13 protein-coding genes are annotated in these 15,393 nt (G+C 71.2%); 5 read left to right on the top strand and 8 right to left on the bottom strand.

Annotated elements, in window-relative coordinates; all coding sequences use genetic code 11:
• Nucleotides 1-3: 3 nt before the first annotated feature.
• Genes QM792_RS00285 through QM792_RS00270 form a run of 4 tightly spaced genes read right to left on the bottom strand, consistent with a single transcriptional unit; the run spans nt 4 to nt 5,288 of the window.
• On the bottom strand, nt 4-780 hold the full coding sequence (locus QM792_RS00285; protein WP_415147168.1) for an SH3 domain-containing protein: 777 nt from the start codon (nt 778-780) through the stop codon (nt 4-6).
• Nucleotides 777-1,367 carry a hypothetical protein gene (locus tag QM792_RS00280; protein ID WP_415147167.1) on the bottom strand — a complete coding sequence of 197 codons (591 nt, stop codon included), beginning with the start codon at nt 1,365-1,367 and terminating at the stop codon, nt 777-779. Before QM792_RS00280 ends, QM792_RS00285 begins: the two co-directional genes overlap by 4 nt.
• Nucleotides 1,364-4,342, bottom strand: a complete 2,979-nt coding sequence (locus QM792_RS00275) for a hypothetical protein (RefSeq protein WP_415147166.1) — start codon at nt 4,340-4,342, stop codon at nt 1,364-1,366. Before QM792_RS00275 ends, QM792_RS00280 begins: the two co-directional genes overlap by 4 nt.
• A gap of 25 nt (nt 4,343-4,367) precedes the next feature.
• On the bottom strand, nt 4,368-5,288 hold the full coding sequence (locus QM792_RS00270; protein WP_415147165.1) for an FAD:protein FMN transferase: 921 nt from the start codon (nt 5,286-5,288) through the stop codon (nt 4,368-4,370).
• Here QM792_RS00270 and QM792_RS00265 point away from each other — a divergent pair.
• A complete protein-coding gene (locus QM792_RS00265) occupies nt 5,287-5,421 on the top strand; it encodes a hypothetical protein (RefSeq protein WP_415147164.1) in 135 nt (44 codons plus the stop codon). The genes QM792_RS00270 and QM792_RS00265 overlap by 2 nt on opposite strands.
• Nucleotides 5,422-5,623: 202 nt before the next feature.
• On the top strand, nt 5,624-7,750 hold the full coding sequence (locus QM792_RS00260) for a TonB-dependent siderophore receptor (RefSeq protein ID WP_415147163.1): 2,127 nt from the start codon (nt 5,624-5,626) through the stop codon (nt 7,748-7,750).
• 4 nt (nt 7,751-7,754) lie between these two features.
• Here the strand turns inward: QM792_RS00260 and QM792_RS00255 are convergent, their stop codons facing one another.
• The 3 genes from QM792_RS00255 to QM792_RS00245 are packed head-to-tail and all read right to left on the bottom strand — an operon-like array spanning nt 7,755 to nt 10,679.
• Nucleotides 7,755-9,107, bottom strand: coding sequence for an NAD(P)H-dependent oxidoreductase (locus tag QM792_RS00255; protein WP_415147162.1), 1,353 nt, complete (start codon nt 9,105-9,107; stop codon nt 7,755-7,757).
• Nucleotides 9,104-9,985, bottom strand: a complete 882-nt coding sequence (locus QM792_RS00250; RefSeq protein WP_415147161.1) for a phytanoyl-CoA dioxygenase family protein — start codon at nt 9,983-9,985, stop codon at nt 9,104-9,106. The genes QM792_RS00255 and QM792_RS00250 overlap by 4 nt, the downstream gene beginning before the upstream one ends.
• 10 nt (nt 9,986-9,995) lie before the next feature.
• Complete coding sequence (locus QM792_RS00245) at nt 9,996-10,679, bottom strand: GntR family transcriptional regulator (RefSeq protein WP_415147160.1); 684 nt, start codon at nt 10,677-10,679, stop codon at nt 9,996-9,998.
• A gap of 143 nt (nt 10,680-10,822) precedes the next feature.
• Between QM792_RS00245 and argG the strand changes: the two genes are divergently transcribed.
• Genes argG through QM792_RS00230 form a run of 3 tightly spaced genes read left to right on the top strand, consistent with a single transcriptional unit; the run spans nt 10,823 to nt 13,277 of the window.
• Nucleotides 10,823-12,160 (top strand): argininosuccinate synthase, encoded by a 1,338-nt coding sequence (gene argG / locus QM792_RS00240; protein ID WP_415147159.1) that lies wholly within the window; start codon nt 10,823-10,825, stop codon nt 12,158-12,160.
• Nucleotides 12,157-12,858 carry a phosphoglycolate phosphatase gene (gph, locus tag QM792_RS00235; RefSeq protein ID WP_415147158.1) on the top strand — a complete coding sequence of 234 codons (702 nt, stop codon included), beginning with the start codon at nt 12,157-12,159 and terminating at the stop codon, nt 12,856-12,858. Before argG ends, gph begins: the two co-directional genes overlap by 4 nt.
• Nucleotides 12,855-13,277 carry an HMA2 domain-containing protein gene (locus tag QM792_RS00230; RefSeq protein ID WP_415147157.1) on the top strand — a complete coding sequence of 141 codons (423 nt, stop codon included), beginning with the start codon at nt 12,855-12,857 and terminating at the stop codon, nt 13,275-13,277. Before gph ends, QM792_RS00230 begins: the two co-directional genes overlap by 4 nt.
• On the opposite strand, the gene QM792_RS00225 is transcribed toward QM792_RS00230, so the two are convergent.
• Nucleotides 13,233-15,389 (bottom strand): heavy metal translocating P-type ATPase, encoded by a 2,157-nt coding sequence (locus tag QM792_RS00225; protein ID WP_415147156.1) that lies wholly within the window; start codon nt 15,387-15,389, stop codon nt 13,233-13,235. The genes QM792_RS00230 and QM792_RS00225 overlap by 45 nt on opposite strands.
• Between the last annotated feature and the right edge of the window lie 4 nt (nt 15,390-15,393).

The raw sequence follows: 15,393 nt of genomic DNA, 5'->3' as shown, positions 1-15,393 counted from the left end.
GGCTCAGAAGAAGAACGACAGGCCGCCGGTCAGCGCGCGGTACTCGCCCGAGCGGTTGTCGTTCAGGAAGGCGGTGTAGATCGAGTAGTCGGCGCGCAGCACGAAGCGCTCGGTCAGGTAGTAGCGCACGCCGATCGAGGCGTTGGCGAGCTTGGCGTCGGTGGTGGTCGCCGAGACCAGGCTGGTGTTCGGGATGTTCTTGAAGTTGCCCACGCCGGCCGCGAAGAAGGGCGAGATGCGCTGGTCGGAGAAGGGCTCGAGCTGCAGGTTGACGTGCCAGAAGGTGGTGCCGGAGTACACGCCCTGCACCTGCCCGAGCGTGGCCTCGATGCCGATGGACTCCGACAGCTTGTAGCCGGCCCAGAACTTGAGCATCGGCTCCTTCTTGAAGTGGCCCCAGGCGGCGCCGAACTCGACGCGGCGCCGCAGGTAGTCGTCGAAGGCGATGTCGCGGAAGCTGCGCGCCACGCCGGCGTCGGTCAGCGTGGTGGCGAGCTGGCGGCGGTGCACCCAGCCCTCGCGGCCGTTCTCGGCGCGCACCTTGTACCAGTCGGTGTAGCGCAGCTCGATCTCGACCCACTCGGAGCGCGCCGCGACGTGGTGGATCGGGTAGCCGCGGCCCGGGCCGGTGCGCATTTCGAGGTAGGGGTCGGTGACCTGCAGGCGCTCGGTGCGCGGCGCCTCGTCGGCGGCGAGGGCGGGCAGCGCCGCGCCGGCGGCGGCCATGCCGAGCGCGAGCGCGGCGAGGGCGCGTGCCCCCCGGTGCGAGGGCCGCGTCATTGGTCGAGGCACTCGCCGCTGGCGGAGAGCATGCTGTTGCCGGCGACGCTGAACTCGTCCTGGCCCTGCGGCATGGGCCGGCCGATCCAGTAGGCGATGCGCTTCGCGTTGGCGTCGTCGAGGTCGAAGAAGATCCGGCCGCCGCCGTGCAGCGTGGTCAGCAGCGGCTTGGCGAGCAGGCGGCTCTCGGCGGGCGCGCCGATCACCGTCGCGCCCTGCGAGGAATAGAAGTTCTTGTACATGTCGGTCGCGCGCACCGCGTCGGGCGTGTTGGCCGGGTCCGCCAGGTCGACCGGCTGCGCCGCGCCGATCAGGCGCAGCGCACCGCCGGTGCCCTTGGCGTCGTCGTGGCAGCCGACGCTGGCGCAGGTGTTGGTGGTCACCACGCCATTCTGGTTGACCGACAGCGGCATCAGGTAGATCGGATTGATGCAGCGCTGGAAATAAATGAACGACAGCTTCTGGCCCGTGGTCTGCCCCGGGTTCGCGACCGAGTCGGGGTTGGCCAGCGGGTTGCCGCCGCCGCCGCAAGCGGCGAGCAGCGCGGCGGCGATCAGGGACAGGCTCGGGGACGGGCGTGGGGTCATGGATTCCCGCAGCCGCTGGCGATCCAGGCGGCGATGGTGTTGTACTTGGCGCTGCCGGCCGGCAGCAGCGCCGTCGCCTGGCCGCTCGCACCACTGGGGTGCGGCACGGTCGATGGGCGGCGCAGCAGCGCGTTGGAGGGCCCGTTGCAGACGTCGGAGATCATCGTGAGGCTGACGTTGTAGTCGCCCTCGACACTGCCGGCAAGCACGAAGCGGTTGCCGGCGAAGGTCTGCGCCGTCTGCGCCGCGCCCGAGTTGCCGGTCGGCTGGTGGCAGCTCGCGCAGTCGGACTGCAGGATCGGGAACACGTCGCGCTCGAAGGCCGCTTCGCTCAGCGTGGTCAGCCGCACCGGGCTGCCGTTGGCCACCAGGTCGTTGTAGTACAGGCCGCCGAGGTCCATCCACTCCGACACCAGGCGCTTCTCGGCGAGGTTGAGCATGGTCGAGTGGTCGGGCGCGCCGGCCGGCGGGTTCGGGTGCGTGGTGCGCGCCTCGTCGCTGGCCTTCAGGTTCTCTCCGAACAGGATCTCGCCGAGGCGGCTGGCGCGCGCCATGCCGAACACGCCGGGCGCCATCGTTTCGACCAGCGCCGCGCCGCGCACGATCTCCGGTTCGCCGTCGCGCATCTGCGTCTGCGGCAGGCCGGTGCTGGGGTCGATCACCGGGTCGCCCAGCACCAGTTCCTCGTAGGAGACGGTGCGGCCGGTACCGGCGATCGAGGCGCGCAGGTCGAGCTTGGCGGTGTCGGCGTGGCAGGTGGTGCAGGTGTTGGCGCCGCGGTCGCGCGTCCACAGCGGCTGGATGTGGTCGGGGTAGTTGATGAAGCCGTTGACGGGCGCCGGCGTCTGCAGGTCGTCGGCGGCGTTGGCGTTGCCAGCGTAGCGGATCGTCACCGGCGCGCGGGCGCTGCCGCCGGTGGCCCAGACGTCGCTGAACTCCATGTCGGCGACCAGCTTCAGGCGCGCCGGGTCGAGGCGCGTGCGCAGCGAGGCGAGCGTCTCGCCCGACTGGTGCTGGCTGGCCAGCGCCGGGTTGAGCGCGGCCGGCAGCGTGTCGACCACCGTGCCGGAGTTGATCGAGGCGCCGCGGCGCGGGCTGTGGCAGCCCAGGCAGGTGCGTCGCTCGCCGGGGCGCACCTGGATCCAGTTCAGGTGCGTCTGGATGCCGCGGCCCTTGTTGTCGATCACCGTCAGCGCGATCGGCGTGTCGGCCGGCACGTGCAGCTTGAACGAGCCGTCGGGCTCGATCGGCGCGTAGCCGAGGATCTGCTGCGGCTCGAAGTCGGTCTCGCCGAGCGCCTCGCGGATGCCGGTGCTGCCGGCCTGCGGCGGCACCACGCGCGTGGCGCGGACGAAGCGCATCGGCGAGCAGCCGTAGGCGGCGTCGGCGGGGTTCTTCAGCTTCAGCAGGTCGGCCACCTGCGCGCGCGTGTCGGCGTCGCTGGCCGGCGCGGTCTTGGCGATGCCGGCCGAGCAGCCGGCCGGCAGGTCGGAGGCCGCCAGCATGGTCTCGCCGTTGCGGTCCAGGCCGTCGGTGTCGTAGACGGAGCGCACCTCGATCTCGCCCAGGCCCTGCGCGGCCAGCGTGGCGTCGACGCTGGTCGGGTCGGTGGCGTTCGGCTCGGGGCGCGCCTCGATGGCCACCGGGTCGACGTACATGAAGCCGGCCGGCGGCGTGGCCACCGGCAGGAAGGTCTGCTTGGCCGGGTCGAACATGTAGATGCTGTAGGCGGCCGGCGCGTTGTCCTGCACCGGGGCGGCGGCGATCTGCTCGCGCGTCATCGACTCGTCTTCCAGCAAGGCGCGCTCCTCGGCGGTGAGGTTGGCGCAGGGGATCACCGTGCCGTTGCGCGTCACCTCGCAGGGGCGGTAGCCGAGCAGCACGCGGTCGGTGCCGTCCCACAGCGGGTAGGGCGTGGTGATGCGGCCGTAGGGCGACAGGCCGCGCTCCTGGTTGAGCGGCTTGTCGGTCACCTCGGCCTGGCCGCCGAAGGCCGACACCGTCTTGTTGGCCGGCGTGTTGTGCTCGGAGTAGTTGGCCGCGTCGATGAACATCAGCGAGCCGCCTTCCTGCGTGCGCGACAGCGCCATCAGGTCGGAGGAGACGAAGCCCTTGTACTTGCCCTTGGGGTCCATCTCGCGCGGGTTCAGGAAGCTGTTGCCCGGGCTCTGCGCGCCGTACAGCACGAACATGTCGGTGCCGTCGGGCTTGACGCGGAAGATCGCGAAGCGGTTGCGGATGCCCACGTGCTCCCAGCGCGAGAACATGATCTCGCCGTTGCTGCGCACCACCGGGTTGCGGTCGTGGCTGGCGTTGGCCGAGATCTGCGTGATCGAGCCGCCGTCCTTGTCCATCGTGTGGAGCTGCAGCACGCGCTCGCGCTCGTACTCGTCGAGCGCGTAGTGGGTCTGGCCGCCTTCCACCGACTTGGTCTTGCCCTGGCGGTTGGACGTGAACACGAAGCCGCGCCCGCCGGGCAGATAGGCCGGATCGACGTCGTCGTCGGTGGTCGAGGTGGTGATGCGGCGGTAGGTGCCGCCGGCCAGCCCGCCCGTGCTCATGTCGTATTCCCAGATGTTCCAGCGCCCGGTGCAGGCCGGCGCGCCGTCGATCTGCGCGGTGTTCGTGGTCGGACAGCGCATGGTGAACACCACCTTCTTGCCGTCGTACGACACCTCGGGGTCGGAGGCGTCGCCCTTGCCCTGCGTGAAACGCGCGGTCAGGTTGTGCTCGGGCGCGCTCGGGCTGGACTTCTCGCGCAGGATCAGGTCGCCGCCGGCCGCGAAGGGCGCGCCGTTGGTCGGGTTGATGGTCAGCGTGGTCGAGCGCTTGGCGTAGACGATGGGCACGTTGCCCTCGACCGTGACCGTGCCCTCGCTGGTGCTGCCGCCGGAGCAGCCGGCCAGCAGCGCCGCGGCCGCCGCCGCGCAGCCCAAGGACGCGATGCAGCCCTGCTTGTGCGTGAGTGTCCTCATCTTCACCTCCACTGAGTTGGCGCGGTCATTGCCGCGCCGTTTCGATCTGTCTTGTCTGCTGCGGGCCGCCCGCCAGCAGGCCCGGGGAATAGTGCAGCGCGCCGCGCGCGTCGACCACCACGGCGTCGACGCCGTCGAGCGACTCGACCAGCGCCAGCCCGCGCTCGACGCCGAGCACGAACACCGTCTTCGACAGGCCCTCGGCCATCAGCCCGTCGGGCGCCAGGATGGTCACGCTGCGCACCGCGCCGGGCGAGCGCCCGCTGCGCGGGTCGATCAGGTGGTGGCAGCGCACGCCGTCGCGCTCGAAGTAGCGCTCGTAGTCGCCCGAGGTCGAGATGGCGGTGTCCTCCAGCGGCAGCACCGCCACCACGCCGTCCTCGCGGCGCGGGTCGCGGATGGCGATGCTCCAGGGGCGGCCGCGGCGGTCGCCGAGCACGCGGCTGTCGCCGCCGGCGCTGACGATGGCGTGTTTCACGCCCAGCTCGGTGAGGATGGCCGCGGCGTTGTCCACCGCGTGGCCCTTGGCGAAGCCGCCCAGGTCGATGCGCATGCCCTCGCGGCCGAAGCGCAGCGTGCGCGTCTTCGCGTCGAGGGCCAGGTGCCGCCAGCCGATCGCCGCGAGGCCGCGCGCCAGCGCCTCCTCGCTCGGCGCGGTGCCGGCGCGGTAGTCGTACAGGTTGCCGACGCTGGCGAAGCTGATGTCGAAGGCGCCGTCGGAAAAGCGCGAGAAGGCCAGCGCGCGCTCGATCAGCCCGTACATCTCGGGCGACAGCGGCACCGCTTCACGCGCCGCGTCGCGGTTGATGCGCGACAGCTCGGAATCGGGCTTGTGCGGGCTCATCGCGTGGTCGATGCGGTGCATCTCGTCCATCACCGCGGTGATGGCGCACTGCGCGTCGCGCTCGTCCTCGCCCCACAGCTCGACGCGGATCGCCGTGCCCATGATGGCTTCCTCGCGCTGGAACCAGCTCCCGCGCGCGGACGGCGTGGCAATGGCCGCCGGCGGCGCGATCTGCGCCGCGGCTCGTCTGCCGAACGTCAAGCCGAACAATGCCAAAACCCGCCCCTGTGATTGATGCGGCGCATCTTGGGGCCTGTTCGGGGCCAAATTGCGTCAAAACTTGGCAAACGGCAATTGGCTTACATCCCGTCTCAGAAGAAACCTGCTAAGCGCGGCGGCGCAGGTGTGGCGATGTTTTTTTGCCATGGGCGGAGGTGGATGGCGGAGGGTGTGTTGGTATTGAATAGAATGCGAATCGTTATCATTATTGACTTACCATGCGCCAACGAACCATCTGCTCGCTCGCCGGCCTGGCGATGCTCTGCGCCGGCGCCGCCGTGCGCGCCCAGGTCGCTCCGGCGCCGGCTGCCGAACCCGTGCTGCCCGCCGTGCCGGTGCGCGCCGGCAGCGTCGAGGAAAAGGCCACCGCGCCGGTGGAGGGCTACCTCGCGCGGCGCAACAGCAGTGCGACCAAGACCGACACGCCGCTCATCGAAACGCCTCAGTCGGTGACGGTGATCACCGCCGACCAGATCCGCGACACGGCCGCGACCAGCATCGTCGGCGCGCTCGCCTACGCGGCCGGCGTGATCGACAACGGCGGCTTCAACCCGGCCGGCGAGAAGTATTCGCTGCGCGGTTTCGCGAGCTGGGGCGACATGTTCCGCGACGGCCTCTACTACGGCGGTGCCTGGGGTTCGCGTCAGGAGCCGTGGGGCGTGGAGCGCGTCGAGGTGCTCAAGGGCGCAGCCTCGGTGATATTCGGCAAGGCCAGCCCGGGCGGCGTGGTCAACACCATCAGCAAGCGGCCCACCGGCGAGCGGTTCGGCGAAATCGAGGCCTCGCTGGGCAGCTATTCGACCCGGCATCTCGCGGCCGACATCGGCGGGCCGCTCGGCGAGGCCGGCAGCCCATGGAGCTACCGCCTGACGATGCTGGCGCGCCAAGGCGACACGCAGGTCGACCACGTGCCGAACGATCGCGTCTACTTCGCGCCGGCGCTGACCTGGCGGCCCTCGGCGGCGACCTCACTGACGCTGCTCGGCCAGCTGCAGCGCAGCGACGTCACCTTCATCAACGGCCTGCCGGCGCTCGGCTCGCTGCTGCCCAGCGTCAACGGGCGTTTGCCGACGCGCCTGTTCACCGGCGAACCCGGCTGGGACACGGGCAAGGATAGTTCCGACTACCTCGGCTACCTCTTCGAGCACCGCTTCGACGACACGCTGCGCCTGGACCACCGCCTGCGCTACGGCGTCAACAAGGTGCACTGGCGCTACTCGTACATCACCGGCATCGACGCCGACGAACGCACCGCGCACCGCAGTGCCTACGACCGCCGCGACCGCACCGCGATGCTGACCAGCGACACCTTCCTCGAATGGAAGCTGGGCGGCGCCGACATGCGCCACACGCTGATCGCCGGGCTCGACGCCTCGCGCATCAAGGACGACACGGTTGACGCGAACTGGAACGTGCAGATGGCTGACTTCGACCTCTACGCGCCCGTCTACGGCCAGCCGGTGGTCTACGGCGAGCCCGACGTCGACTGGCACAGCAAGAGCGTGAAGACCGGCCTGTACCTGCAGGACCAGATCCAGATCGGCTCGCGCTGGACGCTGCTGGCCGGCGTGCGCCACGACCGTGTGCATGCCACCGACAACTTCGGCGGCAACGAGCGCGACCGCGCCACCACCGGTCGGCTCGGCGCTGTCTACCAGCTCGGCGGCGGTTTCGCGCCCTTCGCCAGCTATTCGCAGAGCTTCGAGCCGGTGTCCGGCTACGACCCCGACGGCAAGCGGCTCGAGCCGACGCGCGGCGAGCAATACGAGCTGGGCCTGCGCTGGCAGCCGGCCGACGCCGACACGCTGGTCAGCGCCTCGCTGTTCCAGCTGAAGCAGACCAACGTCAGCACCACCGACCCGGCCGATCCGCTGCACCCGCGCCAGATCGGCGAGGTGCGCTCGCGCGGCTTCGAGCTGGAGGCGAAGACACGCATCGCCCGGCGCGTCGATCTGACGGCCGCCTACGCCTACATCGACTCGGTGATCAGTCGCAGCCTGGATCCTGCCGTGCTCGGCGACGTGCGCCCCGGCCTGCCACGCCACAGCGCCTCGCTGTGGGCCGATGCGGCGCTGGACGGCTGGGGCCTGGCCGGCGCGAGCGTCGGCTTCGGCCTGCGCCACGTCGGCGAGCAGCGCAACGAGGAGATGAGCGATGCGCGCGCCCGCAAGACACCGGCCGCGACGCTGGTCGACCTGCGCCTGAGCTACGAGACCGGGCCATGGCGTCTGGCCTTGAATGTCGTCAACCTGGCCGACAAGATCTACTGGGCGACCTGTTCCTACGACGAATGTGTTGCAGGCGCGCGCCGCACGCTCACCGGCACGGTCGGCTACCGCTGGTGAGGCGTCAGCGGGCCGCGCTCGCGCCGAACATCGCCTCCATCGCGCGGCGCGTGCGGTAGGCGTCGGTGCCGGTGTCCATCGCCACGTCGTCCCAGGTCAGGCTCTGGCCCTTCTTCACCGCGCGCACCAGCTTCACGTTGTGCGCCAGGCCGAGCGGCAGGCCGCCCATCGCCGCCGAGGCGGCCGCCGGCAGCAGCTTGCCCCACACGGTGTAGCCGCCTTCGCCGTCGAGCATCTCGCCGGCGGCGAGGTCGCGCTTGGCGGTGGCCACCACGTCGGCGTTCCAGCCGCGCGCCACGCCGGTGGGCTCGCCGCGCAGCGCCACGCTGGCCACCGAGACGCCGACCTCCAGCCCGATCAGGTGCCAGCGCTTGTAGAGCGTGAAGTAGCGCCCGCTCGGGTCGGTGTGGGCGTTGTATTCCTCGAAGCAGTTCTTGATGTACTCGGTCTCGGCCTCGACCGTGACCCACACGCCCATGCGGATGTCGTAGGGGATCCTGCGGCCGTCCGGCTCCAGCGAGGAGATCACCTCGACCATGCCCTTCTTCTCGAGCACGCCGCCTTCGCTCTTCGGCCGCGTCACGTAGGGAATGTCCTCCACGCTCGCCGGCGGGTAGAGCAGGCCGTTGCTGGGCACCGCCAGGTCGGTGGCGTTGGAGACGGCGGTCGATTCGATCGAGGGCTTGGAGCCGTCGAGGAAGCTGTTGAACATCTTCGGGTTCAGGCCGCCGCGCCGCGCCTGCTCGGGCGTCAGGCCGTAGTGGCCCCACACCGTCTCGGGCGTGGACTCGCAGAAGTGCGGCAGCCACTTGTGGCCGCGCCCGGCCGCGACGACCGGGAAGCCGCAGGTGCGCGCCCAGTCGACCAGGTCGCAGATCAGCGCCGGCTGGTCGCCGAAGGCCATCGAGTAGACGACGCCGGCCTCGGCCGCGCGCCGCGCCAGCAGCGCGCCGCAGAAGGCGTCGGCCTCGACGGTGACGTTGACGACGTGCTTGCGCTGCTCGAAGGCCGCCAGGCAGTGCTCCACCGCCGCGATCGGGTTGCCGGTGCACTCGACGATCACGTCGATGGCCGGGTGCCGCACCAGCGCGCGCCAGTCGTCGCCGACGTGCGTGGCGCCGGTCTTCAGCGCTTCGTCCAGCGAGCCGGCCTGCGTGCGCGCCGCCTCCCAGCCGACACGCGCGAGGTTGGCCTGCGCGGCGGCCGGCGACAGGTCGGCGATGCCGACGAGCTGCACCCCGGGCGTGCGCGGAATCTGCGCCAGGTACATCGAGCCGAACTTGCCGGCGCCGATCAGGCCGACGCGCACCGGCTTGCCGTCGGCCTGGCGCTGAAGCAGCTTGGCGTGCAGGTTCATGCGGCGGCCTTGGTGGTGGCAAAGGGTTCAGACGAAGTCACCAGCGCGCTGCCGGGCATGCCGTTCTTCCACGGCAGATCGACCGGGTAGGGCTTGCGCAGGCAGTCGTCGGGCAGGCACTCGATGGGCGTGAAGTCGCGGTGCGCGATGTACTCCGGCCGCTTGAAGCGACGGATGTGGTTGCCGACCGCGCACAGGCTGAGGTAGACGCTGACGCGGTTCCACGGGCTGAGGTTGCTGCTGGACGCATGCACCAGGCAGGAGTGGAACAGGATCATCGAGCCGGCCGGACCCTTGGGCGAGACGATGCCGCCGTTGCGGCCGCCGGCGCGCTCGACCAGCTTGCCGATCAGCTCGTTGTCCACCGTCCACAGCGGGTAGCTGGTCGTGGTCAGGTCGTGCCTGGCCTCGACCACGCCCTTCTTGTGGCTGCCGGGGATGAACATCAGCCCGCCGTTGAAGTCGTTGACCTCGTCGAGGAAGATCGCCACGTTCATCGCGCGCTCGGTGGGCATCAGGTCGTCGTTCAGCCAGGTGCCGTAGTCCTGGTGCCACTGCCAGACGTCGCCCTCGAAGGCCATCTTGCCGTTGATCTTGAACTGGTGCATGTAGAGCTTCTCGCCGAACAGGTCTTCCACCGGCTCGACCATGCGCGGATGCCGCGCCAGCCGGGCGAAGGGCTCGCTGTACAGGTGCGCGGCGAAATTGGTGCGCACCGCGTCCGAGCCCTTCTCGCGCACGTTGTAGGCCTCGCGGCGCGAATACAGCTCGGGCACGGCGTCGGTCAGCGTCCTGGTCTCCTCGGCGCTGAACAGGCCGGGGAAGAACAGGTAGCCGTCGCGGTCGAATTGCGCGATCTGCTCGGGGGTCAGTCTCATCGGTGTCTCCTCAGGCGTTGTGTCGGGCCTCGGCGCCGATGGCGGCGTCGAGGTGGCGGGTGATGTGTTCGCTGGCGCGCGCGTCGTGTTCGTGCATCAGGCGCTCGGCGCGCGCCGCGTCGCCGGCGGCGATGGCCTCGGCGATGGCGGCGTGTTCGCCCCACACCGTCTCGCGCTGCGACGAGGCCTGCAGCACCGCGCCCATCGCGCGGCGGATGTGGGCCCAGTGCAGGTGCGCGCTGCGCGCGATCAGCGGGTTGCGCGCGGCGGCGTAGACGGCGTTGTGGAAGGCGGCGTCGGCCTCGATCATGGCCTGCACGTTGCGCCCGCGCGCCGCCTTGCGGCCGCGCTCGACCAGCTTCGCGTCGAGCTGCGCGCGCTGCTGCGCGGCCAGGCGCGCCGCGAGCGCGTCGAGCGCGCCGCGCACCTGGTAGACGGCCGCCGTGCCCTCGGCCGTCAGCGGCGCGACCAGCACGCCGCGGCCGGGCGCGTCGAGCACCAGGCCGTCCTGCTTGAGCAGGCGCAGCGCCTGCAGCACCGGCTGGCGCGACACCGAGAGCTGCCGCGCCAGGTCTTCCTGCGTGATGCGCGCGCCGGGCGCCAGCGTGCCGTCGCTGATCGCGCCGAGCAGCGCCTGGTAGACCTGGTCGACCAGGTCGGGCGCGACGTGCAGCTTCAGCAGCGGGGCGTTCATGGCGGGGTGGTTTCTGAACTCTGTATACAGAGTACGCTATTCCTGACCGATGTCAATCGGCGCCGGACCCGGAGGTGGCCGGCCGGCGCCTCGAATTGGCCCGAAAATACGCGGCTTCGCCCCGCTCCCGCCTTCCCGATCACATGGCAACCATCCTCCAATCGCTTCCCGCCGGCCAGAAGGTCGGCATCGCCTTCTCCGGCGGCCTGGACACCAGCGCCGCGCTGCACTGGATGAAGCTCAAGGGCGCGCTGCCCTATGCCTACACCGCCAACCTGGGGCAGCCCGACGAGCCCGACTACGACGACATCCCGCGCCGCGCGATGCAGTACGGCGCGCAGAAAGCGCGCCTGATCGACTGCCGCGCGCAGCTCGTCGCCGAGGGCATCGCCGCGCTGCAATGCGGCGCCTTCCACATCTCCACCGCCGGCGTCACCTACTTCAACACCACGCCGATCGGGCGCGCCGTCACCGGCACCATGCTGGTCACCGCGATGAAGGAGGACGAGGTGCACGTCTGGGGCGACGGCAGCACCTTCAAGGGCAACGACATCGAGCGCTTCTACCGCTACGGCCTGCTCGCCAACCCGGCGCTGCGCATCTACAAACCCTGGCTCGACCAGGCCTTCATCGACGAGCTGGGCGGCCGCGCCGAGATGTCGGCCTTCATGACCCAGGCCGGCTTCGGCTACAAGATGTCGGCCGAGAAGGCCTACTCCACCGACTCCAACATGCTCGGCGCGACGCACGAGGCCAAGGACCTGGAGCACCTCTCCAGCGGCATGCGCATCGTCAACCCGATCATGGGCGTGGCCTTCTGGCGCGACGAGGTGGAGGTCAAGCGCGAGGAAGTCTCGGTGCGCTTCGAGGAAGGCGTGCCGGTGGCGCTGAACGGCCAGGGCTTCGCCAGCCCGGTCGAACTGCTGCTGGAGGCCAACCGCATCGGCGGCCGCCACGGCCTGGGCATGAGCGACCAGATCGAGAACCGCATCATCGAGGCCAAGAGCCGCGGCATCTACGAGGCGCCCGGCCTCGCGCTGCTGTTCATCGCCTACGAGCGGCTCGTCACCGGCATCCACAACGAGGACACCATCGAGCAGTACCGCGACAACGGCCGGCGCCTGGGCCGGCTGCTGTACCAGGGCCGCTGGTTCGATCCGCAGGCGCTGATGCTGCGCGAGACCGCGCAGCGCTGGGTGGCGCGCGCCGTCACCGGCGAGGTGACGCTGGAGCTGCGCCGCGGCAACGACTACACCATCCTGAACACCGAGTCGCCCAACCTGACCTACAAGCCCGAGCGGCTGACGATGGAGAAGGGTGAGTCCACGTTCTCGCCGGCCGACCGCATCGGCCAACTGACGATGCGCAACCTCGACATCGCCGACACGCGCGAGAAGCTCGCCACCTACTCGCAGGTGGGCCTGCTGCCCTCGGGCGGCTCGGAGCTGCTGCCGCTGCTGAAGGACGACGGCGCGAAGTGAGCGTGGATCCGTCGCGCTGCGAGGCGGCCATCGTCGACCTCGACGGCACGCTGGTCGACACGCTGCCCGACTTCGTCGCCGCGCTCGACGCGATGCTGGCCGAGCTGGGCCTGCGCGCGATCGAGCCGGGCTTCGTCGCGCGCAGCGTCGGCAAGGGCTCGGAGCACCTGCTGCGCCGCACGCTGGCCGAGGTGGGCGCGCCCGAGGCGCTCTACGAACGCGCCTGGGCCGCCTACCAGCGCCACTATCGCGCGCTGAACGGCCGCGCCGCGACCGTCTACCCCGGCGCCGCCGAGGGCCTGCAGCGCCTGGCCGATGCAGGCTGGCGCCTGGCCTGCGTCACCAACAAGCCGGGCGAGTTCGCGCGCGCACTGCTCGCCGCCACCGGCCTGGCGCGCTTTTTCGCCCACACCTTCGGCGGCGATGCCTTCGCGCGCCGCAAGCCCGACCCGCTGCCGCTGCTCGAAGCCTGCCGCGCGCTGGGCAGCGCCCCGGCGCGCACGCTGATGATCGGCGACTCCAGCAACGACGCCGCCGCGGCGCGCGCCGCCGGCTGCCCGGTGCTGCTGGTGACCTACGGCTACAACCACGGCGAGCCGGTGCGCGGCGTCGATGCCGACGGCTTCGTCGCGCGGCTCGACGACATTGAGATTGCGCAGGGCGCCGCGCGCCGAGGCGGCGCAGCATCCGGGCCATGAGCCGCATCGTTTCTTCGCTTCCCGGCCGCATCCGCGTGCGCGACAAGACGCTGCGCGACGCGGCGAGCCTCGCGCAGATCCACGCCCAGGTCGAGCGGATCGCCGGCGTGAGCGCCGTCGAGTCGAATGCCGTGACCGGCAGCGTGCTGCTGCGCTTCGACGCCGCGCGCCTGGACGTGGCCGCGCTGGAGGCGAGGATAGACCGCCTCGTCGACGCGCTGGCCGCGCGCGCCAAGAGCCAGGGCGACCGGCGCATGCGCGTCAACAAGGCCGCCAAGCTCGGCATGCTGGGCAGCCTGGCGACCTCGATGGCGCTGGTGGCCGCGGGCAGCAAGAAGGGCCACGCCGCCGCCGGCTGCGTCTTTCTCGCCTGCCTAGGCGTTCACCTGACGACGCACCGGCGCCGCCTGCTTCGATAGCGGCGGCTTCGTCGCGCGCGGTCGCCGCGGCAGCCCCGCGCCCGACAGCGCGCGCAGCAGGATCGCGATGGTGCTGCCGTTGTGCAGCATCGACGCCGCCACCGGGCTGAGCAGGCCGAACGCGGCGGCCGACAGGATGCTGGTGTTCAGCCCCACGGTCAGCTTGAAGTTGCTGGCGATCAGCGCGCGCGTGGCCTGCGCCAGCGCCATCGCGTCGGCCACCTTGCCGATGTCGTCCTCGAGCAGCGCGATGTCGGAGGCCAGCCGCGCGATGTCGGCGCCGTGGTGCATCGAGATGCCGACGTGCGCGCCGGTCAGCGCCGGCGCGTCGTTGACGCCGTCGCCGACGAAGGCGATGCGCGCGCCCTGGGCGGCCAGCGCGGCCAGGATGTCGGCCTTCTCGTGCGGCAGCAGCCCGGCGTGGAAGCCGTCGAGCTTCAGCTCCGCGGCCATCGCGGCGGCGCGCTCGGGGTGGTCGCCGGTGAGCATCAGGATGCGCGCTACGCCCAGCTCGCGCAGCCGCGCCACGGTGGCGGCGCTGTCGTCGCGCAGGCTGTCCTTGAGCGCCAGCACGCCGAGCAGCTCGCCGCCGAAGCCGATGTACAGCAGCGTCTTGCCCTCGCGGTGCAGCCGCTCGATCACGTCGGCGTGCGCGGCGGTGGAGATCGCCTCGTCGTCCTCGACGAAGTGGCGCGAGCCGACCACGATGCGGCGCCCTCCGATCACGCTGGCCACGCCGTGCGCGACGATGAACTCGACCTCCTTGTGGTCGAAGTGGCGCGGGTGCGCGAGGTGGTGCGCCGCCTCCACCACCGCCAGCGCGAGCGGGTGGAAGTAGTGCTCCTCCACCGAGGCGGCCAGGTTGATCAGGTCTTCGGCGGTGTAGCGCGCGTCGAAGGCGATCGCGTCGGTGACGTGCAGCTTGCCGCTGGTCAGCGTGCCGGTCTTGTCGAACACGAAGGTGTCGGCCTGGGCCAGCCGCTCCAGCGCGCCGGCGCCCTTGACCAGGATGCCGCCGTTGCCGCCGCTGTACATCGCCGCCTTGAAGGCCACCGGCGTCGAGAGCTTGAGCGCGCACGAGTAGTCGGCCTGCAGCACCGCGGCGACGCGCCGCCAGTCGCCCGACACGCCCCAGGTGGCGCCGGCCAGGCCCAGCACCATAGGCACCAGCCGGTCGGCCAGGCGCGAGGCCTCGAGCTGGGTGTTGCTCTTGGCCGCCAGCGACTGCTCGACGTAGTCGGCGATGCGCGCCGCCGCCGAGTTGCCGCCGACCTGCTCGGCGTAGATGCGCAGCCGGCCTTCCTCGACCAGCGTGCCCGAGAGCACGCGGTCGCCGCGGCGGCGCGCCACCGGCACGCTCTCGCCGGTCATCGTTGCCTCGTTGAGCAGCGCCTCGCCGCCGAGCACCGTGCCGTCCACCGGCACGACGCTGCCGGTGGCGGCGATCACGGTGTCGCCGACGCGGAGCGCGGCCGCGTCGACCAGCACCTCCGCGCCGTCGCGCTCGACCCAGACCTCGCTGCTCGACGGCTTGAGCAGCGACTTCAGCAACTCGTCGGAGCGGCGCTCGATCGAGTGCTCCAGGTACTCGCCCAGCGCGAGCAGGAAGGAGGTGGTGTTGGCGGCGAGGTAGTCGCGCCGGCCGATCGAGATCGTCACCGCCAGCGCTTCCAGCACGTGCGAGGTGATGCCGCGCCGCAGCAGGTCGTCGACCGCCTTGCCGAGCAGCGGCACGGCGGTGGCCAGCGCCAGCGGCGCGCGCAGCCCTGGGCTCAGGCGGTTGCTGGCCAGCGCCAGCGCGCCGCTGGCCGCCACCATGCCCAGCTCGGCGCCCGGCTCGTGCGCCGCCGCCGCGCCCTGGTGCATGGCCGGCGGCTCCAGCGCGAGGATCGCCGCGGCGAGCCGCCCGGCGTCGGTACGCGCCGGCTCGTGGGCCACGACGATAGAGCGCGCGGTGGCATTGACGCGCACCGCCAGCACGCCGGCGAGCGACTCCACCGCGCGCGCGATGCGCGCCGGCTCCAGCGGCATGCCGGCGCGGCAGCGGTAGCGCAGCCGCACGCGGCCGCGCGAGCGGTGCAGCGGCTCGACGGCGGCGAACCAGACCCCCATCGTC

Source organism: Piscinibacter sp. (assembly GCF_047600445.1).
Lineage (GTDB): Bacteria > Pseudomonadota > Gammaproteobacteria > Burkholderiales > Burkholderiaceae_C > Piscinibacter.
This window is presented reverse-complemented; position numbering and strand designations above follow the sequence as displayed.